Origin of the sequence: Vibrio ponticus (genome assembly GCF_009938225.1) — a bacterium.
Taxonomy (GTDB): domain Bacteria; phylum Pseudomonadota; class Gammaproteobacteria; order Enterobacterales; family Vibrionaceae; genus Vibrio; species Vibrio ponticus.
This window is the reverse complement of sequence record NZ_AP019657.1, coordinates 2,714,658-2,730,917: the sequence shown is the minus strand read 5'-3', so window position 1 is coordinate 2,730,917 and position 16,260 is coordinate 2,714,658. Positions and strand designations below refer to the sequence as shown.

Below are 16,260 nucleotides of genomic sequence, written 5' to 3'. Positions count from 1 at the left end.
AATAACCAAGGAATCTCCCTTGCAGGCTTACACTGAGAAGTTAATTCAACGACTAGATAGTTTGAACCAGCAGCGTATCGAACGCGCGCTGGCGCTTATGGATTTGCAAGCTCAGCGAGTCTTCCACCTGATTCCTGCTCTTCTGCATTATAACCATCCGGTTTTCCCTGGTTATTACGACGCGCATGTGCCACATGGTATTTATGGCTTCGATTTAAACCATCAACAACAGCAGTTTGTTGAAGACACCGAGCTTACTATTGGTCAGCCTCTGACCGCGAATCCCACTCCTGATATTCTCGCACTTTATACGATGGGCAGTACCTCATCGATAGGTCAAAGCACGTCTAGTGACTTAGACATTTGGGTCTGTGTGGATCCGGCTATGGGGCATGATGAGCGCGAAAGTCTTAATAACAAATGTTCGTTAATCACCGATTGGGCACAAAGCCAAGGTGTTGAAGCCAATTTCTTCATCATGGACGCTGATCGTTTCCGCTCAAACCATTCCGAGGAGATGACCGGAGATAACTGTGGTTCTTCGCAACATATGCTGTTGCTGGATGAATTTTACCGCAGTGCAGTGCGTCTCGCAGGTCAACGTCTGTTGTGGCAAATTGTGCCGCCAGAGATGGAAGAGTGCTACGACGAATACGTTCAAGAACTTTGTAATCGCGGCAGCATCGACTGCACCACTTGGATTGACTTTGGTCAATTGCACCGAATTCCTGCGGAGGAATACTTCGGCTCTAACTTGTGGCAGCTGTATAAAAGTATCGATTCACCCTATAAATCGGTATTGAAAGCGATTCTGTTAGAAGCGTATTCGTGGGAGTACCCACATGCTCAATTACTGAGCTTAGACACCAAACGTCGCTTCTTTGCCGATGAGCAAGATCTCTATGGCATGGATGCGTATTACCTAATGCTTGAGAAAGTAACGCGTTACCTTGAACGTATCGGTGATACTACGCGTCTCGATCTTGTGCGTCGTTGCTTCTACCTAAAAACTCACGAAAAACTCTCTCGTGAGCCAGGCACTGGCTCTGTACCTTGGCGTCGTGAAGCATTAGGGCAACTGGTCACCAAATGGAACTGGCAACCAGAGGTGATTGAAGAGCTCGATAATCGCCGTCACTGGAAAGTGGAACAGGTCAAAGTGGTGCATCACTCTTTACTTGATGCATTGATGCTCAGCTACCGTAACCTTATTCAGTTTGCTCGTCGTAATGACATCACTTCGGCGATTAGCCCGCAAGACATCAGTATTCTGGCGCGTAAGCTTTATGCCGCGTTTGAGGTTTTGCCGGGTAAAGTGACTCTGCTTAACCCTCAGATTTCGCCTGATTTGCATGAACCCGAGCTAACTTTTATTGAAGTGCAGCCTGGGCGAACGAATCAATCGGGTTGGTATCTCTACAAACAACCATTGCAACCGCATCGAATTTTAGGTCAGCCTTACCTTGAGCATAATGAATACTTAAGTAAGTTGGTGGCGTGGGCGTTCTTTAACGGCTTAATTACCGAGTCAACGCACTTAAATGCGGTGATCCGCGATGCCCACCTGGATATCGATAAGTTCTACCAAATGGTGAGCGATTTACGTAACACCTTCTCGTTACGTAAGCGCCGTCCAAGTATGCAGGCGCTGGCAAGCCCTTGTGAGATTAGCCAACTGGCAATGTTCATCAACTTTGAAGAAGATCCGACCGCTGAATTAAGTGGTAAGGCACTCAAGGTTGATTTAAAGAATATTGATATCTTTAGCTACGGACCAGAGCAGAAATGTTTGGTTGGCAGTGTGGATTTGGTTTATCGAAATTCTTGGCATGAAGTGCGTACTTTGCACTTCAAAGGTGAGACTGCCATGTTGGACGCATTGAAAACCGTACTGGGCAAAATGCACCAAGATGCGCTGCCACCAGAATCGGTAGACGTGTTCTGCTACAGCAAAAACATGCGCGGCGTGATGCGTAACATGGTTTATCAGTTACTGGCGGAATGTATCGATTTACGCTTGAAACCTGTCGAGCAAGAAAAACGTCGTCGTTTTAAAGCATTACGTATCGCACAGCAGATGTATGGTTTGTTCTTTGAGCGTCGTGGTGTATCAGTGCAGATGTTGGAAAACTCGGTGGATTTTTACCGCAGCATTTCGACCAATAAACTCAAGGGTTCACCGTTGTTAATGCTCGATCAAGAGCAAGACTATCAATTACCAGAAGTCGTCGATAACTGTGCCAGTGAAGGTTTAGTGCAGTTCTTCTTTGAGGATAGTGACAAAGGCTTCAACATTTACGTGCTTGATGAGGCTAACCGCGTTGAGGTTTATCATCAGTATAATGGCGAGAAAGATGAAATGATCGCCAGCGTCAATAGCTTCTACACCTCTATCCGTGATGACAATGCTGTTGCTTCGAAGTTTATTAACTTTAATTTGCCGCAATACTATCAGATTGTGTACTGCGAAGATGGTGGTGACCCTTATATCGTGCCATATCGCAACGATGGGGCCAGTTATTCAAAGCCTAATCGCGCGGTTAACGCCTAATAACAAAAAAGAGCACGTTTGTGCTCTTTTTACTTTTTGTCACTTTTTAGTGTTACACCCAGTCGATTGTCTCACCAGCGTGTTTTTCACATTCTTGCTTCACCATCGCAATCAATTCTAAGCCTGTTTTAGAACAGATCCACTGTTGCTCCACATAAGCGAAGTGGAAGCCACCAGAACGAGATGCTAACCAAATTTCTTTCATTGGTTCTTGGCGGTTGATAATGATTTGACTGCGATCTTCAAACTCTAAGGTCATCACATTACCAGACGTTTCATAGTCGATATCAGCGCCAGAATCATCAATCATTTCTTCGATGAATTGCATTTGCTGATCGGCAAGTTGATGAAATTCTGTCTCGTTCATCTTGTCTATCCTATTGCTTTTCCTGAGTGTGGTGCGATTATAGGGGGCATTGAAAGAATAATCACGGTTAGACCTATGAAAAAATCAATCTTAGCTCTATTTATCATCTCGATGTTAGGTTTGACTGGTTGTGGTCAAACAGGACCACTCTATATGCCTGACGATGCTCAACAAAATGAGCAAACACAGCAATAATATCGCACTTAGCATGATGCTCTAGGCGATATACCTAAGCATGAGTGAATCACGCTTGGGCAGAGACTACAAAAATTAAAGGGAAAGCACATTGGATTACTTCAACTATCAGGATGATGGCCAACTTTGGGCCGAAGATGTTCCTCTTACTGACTTAGCTGAGCAGTTTGGAACGCCACTTTATGTATATTCGCGCGCAACGATTGAGCGTCATTGGCATGCTTTCGATAAATCGGTTGGCGACCATCCTCATCTTGTCTGTTTTGCAGTAAAAGCGAACTCAAATATCGGTGTGCTTAACGCGCTCGCTCGTTTGGGGTCTGGTTTTGATATCGTGTCTGGTGGTGAGCTAGAACGTGTCTTAGCGGCTGGTGGTGATCCAAGTAAAGTGGTTTTCTCTGGTTTAGGTAAGACTGAAGCCGAGATGAAGCGTGCTTTGGAAGTCGGCATTAAATGTTTTAACGTTGAGTCTGAGCCCGAGCTTGAGCGTTTGAATAAAGTGGCGAGCGAGATGGGCGTTAAAGCGCCAGTCTCTTTGCGCATTAACCCTGATGTCGATGCGCAAACTCACCCTTACATTTCGACTGGTCTGCGTGATAACAAGTTTGGTATCGCTTTTGACCGTGCTCCTGTGGTGTATCAACTTGCTCATAGCTTAGAGAGTTTGGATGTAAAAGGCATTGATTGTCACATCGGCTCTCAGTTGACGGATATTGAACCTTTTATTGATGCCACCGATCGCTTACTGGCTCTAATTGATGAGCTCAAAGCGCAAGGTATTGTGATCCGTCACCTTGATGTTGGTGGTGGTCTTGGTGTGGTCTATCGTGATGAGTTGCCACCGCAACCGTCAGAGTACGCTAAGGCGCTATTAGGTCGTTTAGATAATCATCAAGATCTTGAGCTTATTTTTGAACCGGGACGAGCCATTGTCGCCAATGCCGGGGTGTTGTTGACCAAGGTCGAATTCTTGAAACATACCGAGCATAAAAACTTTGCCATTATTGATGCGGCAATGAATGATCTGATGCGTCCGGCTCTTTACCAAGCTTGGCAAGACATCGTGCCCGTAAATCCACGCCAAGGTGAAGCAAAAACTTATGATGTGGTGGGGGCGATTTGTGAGACCAGTGATTTCCTAGGCAAAGATCGCGCTTTGGTTCTTGAAGCAAATGATTTGCTTGCAGTACGTTCAGCTGGCGCTTATGGGTTTGTGATGGCGTCAAACTACAACACTCGTACCCGAGCGGCTGAAGTAATGATTGATGGCAATCGTGCACATTTGGTACGTAAACGCGAAGAGCTTACCAGTTTGTGGGAACTAGAGAGCGTATTACCGGAGTAATTTAAACTGTATGCATTTCCATTTTTCTAAAATGCATGGTTTGGGTAACGACTTTATGGTGGTCGATTGTATTACCCAAAACATATTTTTTTCACCAGAGTTGATCCGTCGCATGGCGGATCGTCACACTGGTGTCGGTTTTGACCAGCTTTTAGTGGTTGAGGCCCCCTATGATCCTGAAACGGATTTTCACTACCGTATTTTTAACGCTGATGGCAGTGAAGTCGAACAGTGTGGCAACGGCGCTCGCTGCTTTGCTCGTTTTGTGCGAATGAAAGGTTTGACCAACAAATACACCATCAGTGTCAGCACCAAAAAAGGCAAAATGCTGCTCAATATCGAAGAGGACGACCAAGTTACCGTTAACATGGGCGTGCCTGAATTTGAGCCAAGCAAAATTCCATTTAAAGCTAAACAGATGGAAAAAACCTACATCATGCGTGCAGAAGATAAAACCTTGTTCTGTGGTGCGGTGAGTATGGGCAATCCTCATGTCGTTACTGTGGTTGATGATGTGAAAACGGCCGATGTAGAAACCTTAGGTCCTATGCTGGAGTCGCATGAGCGTTTTCCTGAGCGCGTTAATGCCGGGTTTATGCAAGTGGTAAACCGCAACGAAATCAACTTGCGTGTTTATGAGCGTGGTACTGGTGAAACACAAGCTTGTGGCAGCGGCGCTTGTGGTGCCGTTGCAGTAGGTATCGTTCAAGGTCTATTGGATGAGAATGTGAGAGTACGTCTGCCGGGTGGAGAGCTAAACATTCACTGGCAAGGTATCGGCAAACCGCTGTATATGACCGGTCCTGCAACTCACGTTTATGACGGTCAAATTAACTGTTAACAAAGGAATTTTTGTGTCTCAGATTGAAGCGGATGCATTAACTGCGGAAGTGGTGGCAGAGTATCTGCGTGATAATCCGGATTTTTTTATCCACCGGCGTGACCTAGTTGATCGCCTTGCTCTACCAACTCAAGAGCAAGGCGCAGTATCATTGGTGCATGTTCAGCTCAATCGCCAGCGTCAGCGGATTGAGGAATTAGAAGAAGAGATCACCACCTTGATGTCGCTGGCTGCAAATAACGACAGAACTTTCCATGAGTTTATGGATCTGCAAGAGCAGATCTTGAAGTGTGATTGTTTGTTAGATGCAATTAAGGCGATTGAGAGTAAAGCCAAAGCGTTAGGCTTGCTGGCTTATGTGCGTTTGTTCAATGCTCCATCCAAACATTATCTAACCAGTTTTGAGCATTATCAGCGTTTTGCAACCAATAATCTCAATGGTAAATCAGCCTATCTAGGGCGTATGCGTAAAGCCGATCGTGAGCTTCTATTTGGCGAACTTAATCGTGCTCCAGAGCTTGGCTCTTACGTTGTGCTACCTTTAGTAAAAGGCAAAGCACAAGGGTTAATCGCCTTCTCAAGTGAGGATGGTGGTCACTTCCAACCCCATATGGATACCCTGTTTTTACGTCATTTGGCACTAGTGCTCTCTCATGCGATAGCAACTCTGCCTTGGCAAATGGACACCAATGAGCGAATTAGTACAACCTCTGCCTAACGGCCTACAAAAGCCCTTGGAACGCTTCTATGAATATCTGAGAAGCGAAAAAGGGCTCAGTCTTCATACTCAACGTAATTACAAACAACAATTGGAAACCATGGCGCAGCATCTGCTGAGCATGGGGCTCAAAGATTGGACTCAGGTCGATGCTGCCTGGGTACGCCAGCTGGCGAGTAAGGGCATGCGTGAGGGCATGAAACCGAGCAGCTTAGCGACAAGACTCTCTTCACTGCGTAGCTTTTTTGATTTTCTGATCTTACGCGGCGAGTTATCGGCGAACCCTGCGAAAGGGGTCTCAGCGCCACGCAAAAAGCGCCCATTACCTAAAAACCTGGATGTGGATGAAGTCGGTCAGTTGCTTGAAGTGACCGACGATGACCCGTTGTCGATTCGCGATCGAGCAATGATGGAGCTGATGTATGGCGCAGGCTTACGTTTGGCGGAATTGGTCAGCATTAACGTTAAGGATGTCAGTCTGTTTAGTGGCGAATTACGCGTAGTCGGTAAAGGTGACAAAGAGCGTAAAGTGCCGTTTTCAGGTCTGGCAAAAGAGTGGGTAGGTAAGTGGCTTAAAGTACGCAGTGGTTTAGCCAAACCGGATGAAAAAGGGTTATTTGTTTCTAAACTGGGCGTGCGTATTTCTCACCGTAACGTCCAAAAACGGATGGCAGAATGGGGACAGAAGCAGGCGGTAGCCAGTCATATCAGCCCGCATAAATTACGTCACTCCTTTGCCACTCATATGTTGGAATCGAGTAATAACTTACGTGCGGTGCAAGAGTTGCTTGGGCATGAGAATATCTCGACCACACAGATCTATACCCACCTAGATTTCCAACACCTTGCGCAAGTGTATGACCAAGCCCACCCAAGGGCGAAAAAGAAGTAATCGAAATAGGGTGAAGTGATGAAATACTACCGACAGTTAAAGCCAATCAAGGCGATGAGTTTTGATTTGGACGACACGCTTTATGACAACCGTCCTGTTATTGCACGGTTGACGCGTGAAGCGAATGCTTGGTTTTTTCATCATCACCCGATTGCGGCTACTCGTGATGAGGCTTGGTGGTTAAAGCTAAAACTCGATTTAGCTAAACAAGACAATTGGCTATACAGCGATCTGACGCTGTGGCGTCATCGCACGACCACGACCGGTTTGACTGAGTTGGGTTATTCGGCGGCGCAGGCGGAACAAGCGGCAGATGATCTATTGCAAGTTGTGACTGAGCTGCGGAGTGATTTTGTTGTACCTAAGACCACTCACCAAGTGATGGCACAATTAGCCGAAAAATACCCGCTGGTGGCCATTACCAACGGCAATGTGGATGTCGAACGTATTGGTTTAGCAGACTACTTCTCATTGATTTTACAAGCTGGTCGAAATGGCCATGCTAAGCCTCATGGCGATATGTTTCGTCAAACTCAGCAATTTCTTACTCTAGACAGTGAGTCTATATTGCATGTGGGCGATCACTTGAAAACCGATGTGTTTGGTGCCAAACAAAACGGCTTTCAAGCGTGTTGGTATAACGACCAAGGCACTTGCTTACGTGAGGCGAAACACACTCGTGTATTACCTGATGTGGAAATCCACCAACTGGATTCGTTGCTACTACTTTAAAGCGTGACCACTTTTATCGGCTTTAAACACTCGCATATAGTGATGAAAGAATGTATTCAATGCTTGAGCTTGCTCGTTCAGACCAAGCTCTTTAATAATTTCACTTCCCACCTCCAAGGTACACAAGTGCCCTTGTTGCTGGTTGCGCCTTAACTGGTAATCCGACTGTTCACTCGGTTCAAGATGGACGCAGGGTAAATCACTCAGCCATTCACTCTTTCTCAACATTTTTCCTGCTTCTTGCCATGTGCCATCAAGAATAATCAATAATGGTATTTTCCCAGTATTATCAGCCTCTTGTTTAACCGTATTTAGCGAAACACTGTTATCCGTGGGGTAAACCAAATAGACCTGATAGCGATCATTTTTGATCAGTTTGATCAATTCAGGGCAAGGAGATCGGCGCTGCCATACGTGCTGACTGCTTGATGGGATTGCTTGCAGCAACCATTTACCGGTATTGGTATCACGCTTGAGCTCATTTTCGTGCATCAACAGCGCAATATGAACTGGTGCCTCAAAATGAGGCACCAAATGACAAACACATTGATGATGCAGCCCACAGCTGGGACAAGGTGTTGCTTGGGGCATTACATTTTTACCCCTTCTTGATGAGGTGTCAGTCCATCGCTAAACAGCTGTATAGGACTAATATCATCAAAACTGGCGATTGGAGCCATACTTGGATTGAGTGGGTAGCTGCCATTGTTAAAACGTAAAACATGCTGATTTGGTACCGCGCCACCACCACGGACAAATAACACTAAATCTTGCCAACCTTGATGGTTTTTATGACCCAAGTTGAGTGGCGTATTGACTAAAGTCATGCGGCTGTTGAAGACCCATTTTTGTTGTTGGTTTGCAAAGATCAGCAAAGTGCAGCCACCAGAGCCGCACCAATCTAATTGAGTAAGTAATTCATCTTGCCCATCACCATTGAGATCGTAGGTGAGCCAGCGGTAGCGTGTGCCTCCGGCATCAATATTATTTTGGCTAAAGTAATCACGTAGTGCGCGATCCACTTTCGGATTAAAGCTTGCCGATGAAGGAACCGCATTAGTACGACTTTGTTTTTGCTGATGAGTGTTGTTTTGCTCAGTCTTAAATAAGGTTAAACCGCCATCGGCAATTGGATAAACCACATCTCCGACTTTCTCTTTGTCTGCGGTTAACTGCTCGTCGCTGCGCACAAACAAGCGTTCAGAGAGTAAGGGTTGCTGCTGGTGGTGTGTCATGACCACTTGCACTTGTTGTGGCGAGAGTTGCTGCCAGTAACCGCGCTCAACTAAATCGCCGCTACCATCGAGGTAACGATAAGTTGTTGTCGCACCATGATCCGGTTGCATCTCGAGTATGACGCTAAACCCACTGCTCTGGGTTGAAGAAGCTTGATATTTACCTGACCAGTTAAGGCTCTGGTCTCGATTGCTTAATGTTGCGCAGCCTTGATAAGTTTGGTCAGCTAGCGTGAGTGTCGAAGTCCAACCATAGAGACTGTCACTCATGCCATCTGAACAACTACGCTGGGTAAGCTCTAGTTGACCCTCTGCAAATTGATAACGCTGGCGATCAGATTTAATTTTTGATGAGGTGATCGGCAAAATTTGCTTTTGACCACCCATAGGCGAAAAGGTCAATTCGCTGTTTGAGACAGAGAGTGACCAGAATGGCTCAGTGCCAAAAGCTTGGGTAGGTTGGATAGCACGGTCACAGCGATTTGGGTTTTCTGCACTTAGTACGTTGATCTTTGATACCACAAAGCGAGCATTGTAGTCACCATCGAAGCCATCTTGGCTTGAGGTTTCTAGATGACCAATCAGTTCACCATACATGGGTTGATAAGGGGTATTGATCAGGCGCAGCGCTTGATTAAATTTATCGTTATCGATTGAAAGCCAGTATTGCTGCTCACTACCGCAAGGTTGAATCGATTGAGCTTCATGACCGAGGATCACTTCACCGCGCAGAATAAAAGGTTGTGGCTGTATTGAGTTTGGCTGCTCAAGATTGGCGAGTGGCAAACTGGGTTGAGATTCTGACTCGCTTGATGAAAAATCTAATGTCGAGCACGCTTGCAATGCCAAAAGGCTGACCAGCATCGCTGGGTTTCTCAATGCCTTCATGCTATATCTTCCTTATCCGAACTGATACTGAGGACATTATGGCATATTGGTTGTTCAAAACAGAACCAGACACCTTCTCTATTGACACTCTACGAACACAAAATACCTCGTGTTGGGAAGGGGTGCGCAACTATCAAGCGCGGAATATGTTGCGAGATGAGGTGAAGCTGGGGGATTTCGTACTCATTTATCACTCTTCGTGCAAGCATGTTGGTGTTGCCGGAATAGCCAAAGTGACGAAAGAGTCTTACCCCGATCATTTTGCTTTTGATCTTGAGAGTGATTATTTCGATGCCAAATCAACACCAGAGAACCCACGTTGGTTTATGGTCGATATTGAATTTGTCCGCAAGACAGAGCGGGTGATCCCCTTATCGGTGTTGAAAGCGATGCCCGAGTTAGACAATCTACCGCTAGTAAAGCGTGGGAATCGTTTGTCGGTAATGCCAGTCTCTGAGGCGGAGTGGCAAGCCATCTTAAGTAAAGAGCTGCGACCTTCTAGACAAAAATAAAGGCAGCGAGTGCTGCCTTATCAATCTTTAACTCAAGATTACAGTAGGTGATCTTGTAGATAGTGCGCCACGGCATCATTTGCATTACTGCCAATGACTTCGTTGTTTGGTAGCGCGTTTTTCACACGTTGGTGTGAGGTTTCCATCACCAAGCCACGACCCGCCATTTGCAGCATTTCAACGTCATTCATCCCATCACCAAATGCGATGCAGTTTTCTAGTTTCAGTCCGAGTGATTCCGCGATAACTTTGAGTGCATCACCTTTTGATACGTCAGCAGCCATCACTTCCAAACACCAAGGTGTAGAGAAGGCGATGTTTAGCTGGTCGCCAAATTTTTCATTGAGCTCATCTTCAAATTTCACCAGGTAATCATGGTCTTGATCTGGGTGAGTGAAAAACAGTTTAGCAATGCCATCCACTGGTGGATTATTCACATCATAGAGTGTGTAGCTAAAGCCTGATTCTTCATGATAGTTACGTAGAAACTCATCATCGCGGTTTAGCATCCAGTCATCATTACGGTACAAATGAATAAAGATTTCTGGATCAACTTTGATCGTGTCGATCACTTGTTTAACTAAATCCATTGGTACGTTGTTGCTGTACATCAGCTTATTATGTTGGTCGTGCACGCGTGCGCCGTTTGATGTCACCATGTAAGCTGGAATACCCACATGTTCACGAATACCCGCTACGTCGATATGGTGACGACCCGTCGCAAAGATAAAGGTGAAGCCTTTGTCGTGAAGATCTTTAAGGGTCTGCTTTGAGAAAGCGCTGAGCTTATGGTCTGGTGCGAGAAGCGTACCATCAAGATCTGAGGCGACAAGTTGGAATGGGGTGTCTTTGCGTGCTGTGGTCATATTGCCCTCATGTGAACATAACGCTGCAATGCGAGAAGCCGAATTGCGAGGTGGTTAGTTTACTTCAATTGGGGAAAGAAAAAGAGGGTAAAAAAACACCTCTCTATTTCCTTATTTATTTTCTCTAAATAACAACAATATAACTCGATTTATCTGTTCATCGAATCCCCGTCTGTTCAGAGACATCAGTATTGAGCAAAGAAATCGAGCGTTGTGTCGAGCGCCAAATTACGCGCGTTATCATGCTCGAATAATAATTCGTGTCTGGCGTGATAAATTATCTTCAAAGCACAGGTGCGATTGGTCTTAGCTAATTTTTTGATGAACTGAACCTGTGCCTCATTGGCGACAACTTTGTCATCGCTAGCTTGCAGTAATAGCAGAGGTATTCTGACTTGTCGGGTCATGAGGATCGCTTGTTTGCAGGCGACTAACCCTTGCCATACCCAACGAGTGCTTGCGCCACCCACTTGCAATTCCGGTTGTTCATCATAAAGATTACGGAACCAGTGGTAGCGCACGCTACTTTGACTCAGCAGATTGCCATCGAATGGTTTGGCGTAGTAAGGCTTCTGTCCCGGAGCGTAATTAGGTTCGGCATGTAACGCCGTCAAGATTTGCCCTACCCAACGAGCAATCGGTTTTAGGTACCAAGGCACATTGACCCCAAACATAGGAGCGCTAAGCGCCATCGCATCAAATGGGTGTTCAGGGTGAGTCTGGACGTAACGGGTGATCACATTACCACCCATCGAGTGCCCAAGAAGGTAGCGTTTTTGATAGTGGTTTAAACTAAAGTGTTTAACCATTAAATCAAGGTCTTGTACGTAATCATCAAACTCTTCGACATAACCAATATCATGGTTTTTGACTAAGCGATCAGAGCGACCTTGGCCACGATGATCATAAGAGTAAATGTCATAACCTTGACGAAATAGATCATAAAAAAGCTCTTGGTATTTGTCGGTGCATTCGATGCGCCCATTTACCACTACAATTACCTTTGTATGGTGCGGTGCGGTAAGCGAGACCCAAGCTAACTTACGTTTGTCGGCAGTGCGTATAAATCCTTGTTTACGACTGTGCCATAGCTCAGCAATTTCGTTATTGATTGCTTGCTCAAAATTAGACTCTTGAGTATAAGAAAGCGGATTGACTGCACTGATTGTGGTCATATTTTATGAACCTGAACTACCTTGGGTTTGTGACAAGTTTTAATTATGTTTGGCTAATGAAGTTTAGTCGAGAGGTATTACACCATGGATTTGCATGTTTGGTTAGCTTACGTAGTAACCGCGATCGTTTTTAGTTTGGCTCCAGGGTCAGGTACCGTTAACTCTATTAGCAATGGTTTAAGTTACGGAACACGCAAATCTTTAGGGGCGATTGTTGGTCTGCAAATTGGTTTGGCTTGTCACATTATTTTAGTTGGTGCGGGCATCGGTGCGCTGGTGGCTCAGTCCGCCATGGCTTTTACTGTGATCAAATGGGTTGGGGCAGCTTACCTTGTGTGGCTAGGTATTCAAAAGTGGCGTGATAAAGCGAGCTTGGCAACTCATAACAGCGATGAGAATCGAACCGGTTTAGCGTTGCTGCGCAGTGCGGTGTTTATTAACTTAACAAATCCTAAATCGATCGTATTTTTGGTGGCGCTTTTTCCTCAGTTTATTAATCCAGACCAACCACAATTGATCCAATTTGCAATTCTGGGAGTGACGACGGTTGTTATCGACGCAATTGTGATGTTGGGTTACACCACCCTGGCTTCGCAAATGGGACGTTTTATTCGCTCGGAAAGAGTGATGGCGAAAATTAATAAGGTTTTTGGATCGATGTTTGTGGGTTGCGGTGCACTACTAGCAACCGCTAAAGCATGATTTATCAATAATTATCTAACGTAGTGGCAAATGAAACAGACCTATGTAGCTAGACAACCGATCCTCAATACTCGCCAACAAACTCTTGGGTATGAGTTGTTGTTTCGAGATGGCGAAAATAACGCTTATCCGATGCACATTGAGTCGAATCGTGCCACTTATCGTCTGATTGCTGAAAATTTACTGAGCATTGGTATTAGCCCAACCAATGATCACTCTCGCTGTTTTATCAACTTTACTCACCAGAGCTTAGTTCGTCGCTTGCCACTGGCATTACCTAAACAAAAAGTCGTCATCGAAGTGCTAGAAACATGTCAGCCGAATGATGAACTTTATGCTGCAATCCGTGAGCTGAAACAGAATGGCTATTTAATCGCGTTGGATGATTTTATCTACACTCCAGAGTGGGAGCGTTTTTTACCTTTAGTGCACATTGTTAAAATCGACATTAGTGCGATGGGGTTAGATGCGGCGTGTCAGTTTGTTTCGCAACGTATCGCACAGGGCAGTAAGCGTAAATATCTGGCTGAGCGTGTTGAAACCGCGAGTGAATTTAACCAAGTTCGTGAAGCGGGTTTTCATTTTTTCCAAGGCTACTTTTTTAGTAAGCCCAAGATGGTGAGACAGCGCTACATCAGTCCAGAGCAAATTATTGCCATGGAACTTTTCCAAGAGGTGTGCAAGACAGAAGTCGATTTTGCCAAGGTCGAACGTATCGTAGCAAAGGACGCGACGTTATCTTTTAAATTGCTCTGTTTTGTAAATAGCCATTCGGATCGTCTTGAAGTGACGATTTCGTCTTTTCGTCAGGCGTTAATTTACCTCGGACAAGAGCGGCTAAAAATGTTTGTATCGCTCACCGTTGCTTCATTTATTACCACTAAAAAACCACGAGAACTACTATTGATGGCACTACAAAGAGCACAATTCTGTGCTTTGATGTCCACTCATAGTTTATTTCAACCTCATAAAGAACAAGCCTTCTTAATTGGTCTGTTTTCAATCTTAGATGCGATGTTCGATCTCTCAATTGAAGATTTACTCGAACAACTGCCACTGAGCACGACGATTAAACAGGCGCTATTGCAACGTCAAGGCGCATACGGTGTTTTACTCACGATCGCAGAATCTTACGAGAAATCAGATTGGCAAGAAATGCAGCAAGCCTGCGACAGTCTTGGTCTTTCTCTCGATGATGTGATGGATAAAATTACCCAAGCTCAGCGTTGGAGCCAATCTATCCACTCTTGATAAGAGTCCTTCCTTTTTTCCTTAGATGAATCTTTTGTGACAGCGATGATTCAGTACTTGATCAATGGTAAAAAATAAATAAAGATATACGCATATCCATATATGAGTATATTTAGTTATGTTACCACATCAATTTTTCAAGTTACTTTCCGATGAGACTCGCGTGCGTTGTCTAATGTTAATCATGCGCGAAGAGTGTTTGTGTGTTGGTGACTTAACTCAGGCTCTCAATGAGAGCCAACCAAAGATTTCCCGTCATTTAGCTCAACTTCGCTCGAGTGGCATCTTAGTTGATGTACGCCAAGGGCAGTGGGTGTTCTATCGCCGTGCACCCTCGTTACCGGGCTGGATGAATAAATTGATCGATGATCTTGTTGCATCAAACTGCTTGAAAACAGAGTACCAACAAGATATCGAAAGACTTAAAGCAATACAGGGTCGTCCTGTTTGCTGCCGATAAATGTAGAAAGAGACACGATTATGACGATTAAAGTAGGTATCAACGGATTTGGTCGCATCGGCCGCTTAGCACTTCGCGCTGCGTTTGACTGGCCGGAGTTAGAGTTTGTGTTGATTAATGATGTAGCAGGCGACTGCAACACACTGGCGCATTTGCTTGAGTTTGACTCGGTACAAGGGCGTTGGAATCACGCAGTGACCACTGACGGTGATGAAATGATTATTGCTGGTCAGCGCATTAAAACCACTCGCGAGAAAGAGATTGATGCGGTTGATTGGTCGGACTGTGACGTCGTGATTGAAGCAACCGGTGTGCATCGTAAAACCGAGTTTCTTAATAAGTATCTTGAGCAAGGTGTTAAGCGCGTCGTGGTTTCAGCGCCAGTGAAAGAAGAGGGTATTGCGAACATTGTGGTGGGTGTGAATGATGACATCTTTAACCCAGATATCCACCGAATTGTCACTGCGGCTTCTTGTACTACGAACTGTATTGCTCCTGTGGTTAAAGTGATTCATGAGAAGTTAGGTATTGAGCAATCGTCGTTTACCACGATTCACGATTTAACCAACACACAAACCATTTTAGATGCACCACACAAAGATCTACGACGCGCCCGTGCATGTGGTATGAGCTTGATCCCGACCACAACGGGTTCAGCAACGGCAATCGTCGAAATCTTCCCAGAGCTTGCCGGTAAGATTAATGGTCACGCGGTACGTGTCCCTCTTGCGAACGCATCTCTAACTGACATCATTTTCGATGTTAAGCGCGATACGACAGCTGAAGAAGTGAATGCACTACTTAAAGAGGCGTCAGAGGGTGAGCTAAAAGGCATCCTAGGTTTTGAAGAACGCCCACTAGTTTCAATCGATTACAAAGGTGACCAACGTTCTACCATAGTGGACGCTCTGTCGACTATGGTTGTAGGTACACGCATGGTGAAAATCTACGCTTGGTACGATAACGAAATGGGTTACGCAACTCGCACCGCTGAGTTGGTACGTAAAGTAGGTTTGGTGTAAGGAGAATGATGATGACACACCCAACATGGCAACTTGATGTTGAACAAGGCGCGTTGATTTTAACGCCATGTCCAGGCACGAAAGATGCTTCTCTTTACGAGAGCCTAGAGCAACTTAAGCAACAAGGTGTGCAAGCGATTGTCACTGCTTTGGACGATCGCGAACTGGCAGAAAAAAACGTTTCTCAACTTGGCTCATTAACAAAAGAGTTAGGTATGCAGTGGTTTCAATTAGAGATTGAAGATGACTGCGCTCCAGATGGTAAATTTGCCGCTAAATGGGCAGAGGTGGCGCCGACACTGCATCAAATCGTTGAGCAAGGTGGCAAAGTCGCGATGCACTGCATGGGCGGTTCTGGTCGCACTGGTTTACTCGCAGCACATTTATTACTTGAGCGCGATTGGGCTTTGGCTGACATCGTCTCTCAAGTACAGGCACTTCGTCCTGGCGCATTCACCAAGCCAGTTCAAGTGGAATACATTGAGCAAGTGGCTCAAGGTTAATCATA

At 45.4% G+C, this 16,260-nt stretch carries 18 protein-coding genes; 13 read left to right on the top strand and 5 right to left on the bottom strand.

What is annotated here, in order from left to right; translation table 11 throughout:
• The first annotated feature begins 19 nt into the window (after positions 1 to 19).
• Complete coding sequence (locus GZN30_RS12295) at positions 20 to 2,551, top strand: class I adenylate cyclase (protein WP_075649176.1); 2,532 nt, start codon at positions 20 to 22, stop codon at positions 2,549 to 2,551.
• 52 nt (positions 2,552 to 2,603) lie between these two features.
• On the opposite strand, the gene cyaY is transcribed toward GZN30_RS12295, so the two are convergent.
• Positions 2,604 to 2,918: an iron donor protein CyaY gene (gene cyaY, locus GZN30_RS12290; RefSeq protein WP_075649177.1), complete on the bottom strand. Its 315-nt coding sequence runs from the start codon at positions 2,916 to 2,918 to the stop codon at positions 2,604 to 2,606.
• Positions 2,919 to 2,993: 75 nt separating this feature from the next.
• Here cyaY and lptM point away from each other — a divergent pair, with 75 nt between their 5' ends.
• From lptM to yigB, 6 genes are all read left to right on the top strand, one after another.
• A complete protein-coding gene (lptM, locus tag GZN30_RS21480) occupies positions 2,994 to 3,113 on the top strand; it encodes an LPS translocon maturation chaperone LptM (protein ID WP_408646813.1) in 120 nt (39 codons plus the stop codon).
• A gap of 91 nt (positions 3,114 to 3,204) precedes the next feature.
• On the top strand, positions 3,205 to 4,458 hold the full coding sequence (lysA, locus tag GZN30_RS12280; protein ID WP_075649179.1) for a diaminopimelate decarboxylase: 1,254 nt from the start codon (positions 3,205 to 3,207) through the stop codon (positions 4,456 to 4,458).
• A gap of 10 nt (positions 4,459 to 4,468) precedes the next feature.
• Positions 4,469 to 5,299, top strand: coding sequence for a diaminopimelate epimerase (dapF, locus tag GZN30_RS12275; protein WP_075649180.1), 831 nt, complete (start codon positions 4,469 to 4,471; stop codon positions 5,297 to 5,299).
• 13 nt (positions 5,300 to 5,312) lie between these two features.
• A complete protein-coding gene (locus tag GZN30_RS12270; RefSeq protein ID WP_075649181.1) occupies positions 5,313 to 6,017 on the top strand; it encodes a DUF484 family protein in 705 nt (234 codons plus the stop codon).
• Positions 5,989 to 6,909, top strand: a complete 921-nt coding sequence (xerC, locus tag GZN30_RS12265; RefSeq protein WP_075649182.1) for a tyrosine recombinase XerC — start codon at positions 5,989 to 5,991, stop codon at positions 6,907 to 6,909. Before GZN30_RS12270 ends, xerC begins: the two co-directional genes overlap by 29 nt.
• Before the next feature lie 18 nt (positions 6,910 to 6,927).
• Entirely contained in the window at positions 6,928 to 7,641 is a 714-nt protein-coding gene (gene yigB, locus GZN30_RS12260) for a 5-amino-6-(5-phospho-D-ribitylamino)uracil phosphatase YigB (RefSeq protein ID WP_075649183.1), read from the top strand.
• Here yigB and GZN30_RS12255 read toward each other — a convergent pair.
• Both GZN30_RS12255 and GZN30_RS12250 read right to left on the bottom strand, forming a co-directional pair.
• Entirely contained in the window at positions 7,633 to 8,232 is a 600-nt protein-coding gene (locus GZN30_RS12255; RefSeq protein ID WP_075649184.1) for a tRNA-uridine aminocarboxypropyltransferase, read from the bottom strand. The genes yigB and GZN30_RS12255 overlap by 9 nt on opposite strands.
• Positions 8,232 to 9,764, bottom strand: a complete 1,533-nt coding sequence (locus GZN30_RS12250; protein WP_075649185.1) for a COG3650 family protein — start codon at positions 9,762 to 9,764, stop codon at positions 8,232 to 8,234. Before GZN30_RS12250 ends, GZN30_RS12255 begins: the two co-directional genes overlap by 1 nt.
• 38 nt (positions 9,765 to 9,802) lie before the next feature.
• On the opposite strand from GZN30_RS12250, the gene GZN30_RS12245 reads away from it, so the two are divergent.
• Complete coding sequence (locus GZN30_RS12245; protein WP_075649186.1) at positions 9,803 to 10,276, top strand: EVE domain-containing protein; 474 nt, start codon at positions 9,803 to 9,805, stop codon at positions 10,274 to 10,276.
• A 38-nt stretch (positions 10,277 to 10,314) separates the two neighbouring features.
• Here the strand turns inward: GZN30_RS12245 and GZN30_RS12240 are convergent, their stop codons facing one another.
• The gene (locus tag GZN30_RS12240; protein ID WP_075649187.1) at positions 10,315 to 11,142 is read right to left on the bottom strand and encodes a Cof-type HAD-IIB family hydrolase; all 828 of its coding nucleotides are present in this window, start codon (positions 11,140 to 11,142) and stop codon (positions 10,315 to 10,317) included.
• Between the two features lie 185 nt (positions 11,143 to 11,327).
• Entirely contained in the window at positions 11,328 to 12,317 is a 990-nt protein-coding gene (locus tag GZN30_RS12235) for an alpha/beta fold hydrolase (protein ID WP_075649188.1), read from the bottom strand.
• 84 nt (positions 12,318 to 12,401) lie between these two features.
• Here GZN30_RS12235 and rhtB point away from each other — a divergent pair, with 84 nt between their 5' ends.
• The 5 genes from rhtB to GZN30_RS12210 all read left to right on the top strand — a co-directional run bounded on the left by rhtB (position 12,402) and on the right by GZN30_RS12210 (position 16,255).
• On the top strand, positions 12,402 to 13,019 hold the full coding sequence (rhtB, locus tag GZN30_RS12230) for a homoserine/homoserine lactone efflux protein (RefSeq protein WP_075649189.1): 618 nt from the start codon (positions 12,402 to 12,404) through the stop codon (positions 13,017 to 13,019).
• Between the two features lie 30 nt (positions 13,020 to 13,049).
• A complete protein-coding gene (locus GZN30_RS12225; RefSeq protein WP_075649190.1) occupies positions 13,050 to 14,270 on the top strand; it encodes an EAL and HDOD domain-containing protein in 1,221 nt (406 codons plus the stop codon).
• A gap of 118 nt (positions 14,271 to 14,388) precedes the next feature.
• A complete protein-coding gene (locus GZN30_RS12220; RefSeq protein ID WP_075649191.1) occupies positions 14,389 to 14,730 on the top strand; it encodes a metalloregulator ArsR/SmtB family transcription factor in 342 nt (113 codons plus the stop codon).
• Between the two features lie 20 nt (positions 14,731 to 14,750).
• On the top strand, positions 14,751 to 15,752 hold the full coding sequence (locus tag GZN30_RS12215; protein ID WP_075649192.1) for an ArsJ-associated glyceraldehyde-3-phosphate dehydrogenase: 1,002 nt from the start codon (positions 14,751 to 14,753) through the stop codon (positions 15,750 to 15,752).
• A gap of 11 nt (positions 15,753 to 15,763) precedes the next feature.
• Complete coding sequence (locus GZN30_RS12210) at positions 15,764 to 16,255, top strand: cyclin-dependent kinase inhibitor 3 family protein (RefSeq protein WP_075649193.1); 492 nt, start codon at positions 15,764 to 15,766, stop codon at positions 16,253 to 16,255.
• The last annotated feature ends 5 nt before the right edge of the window (positions 16,256 to 16,260 follow it).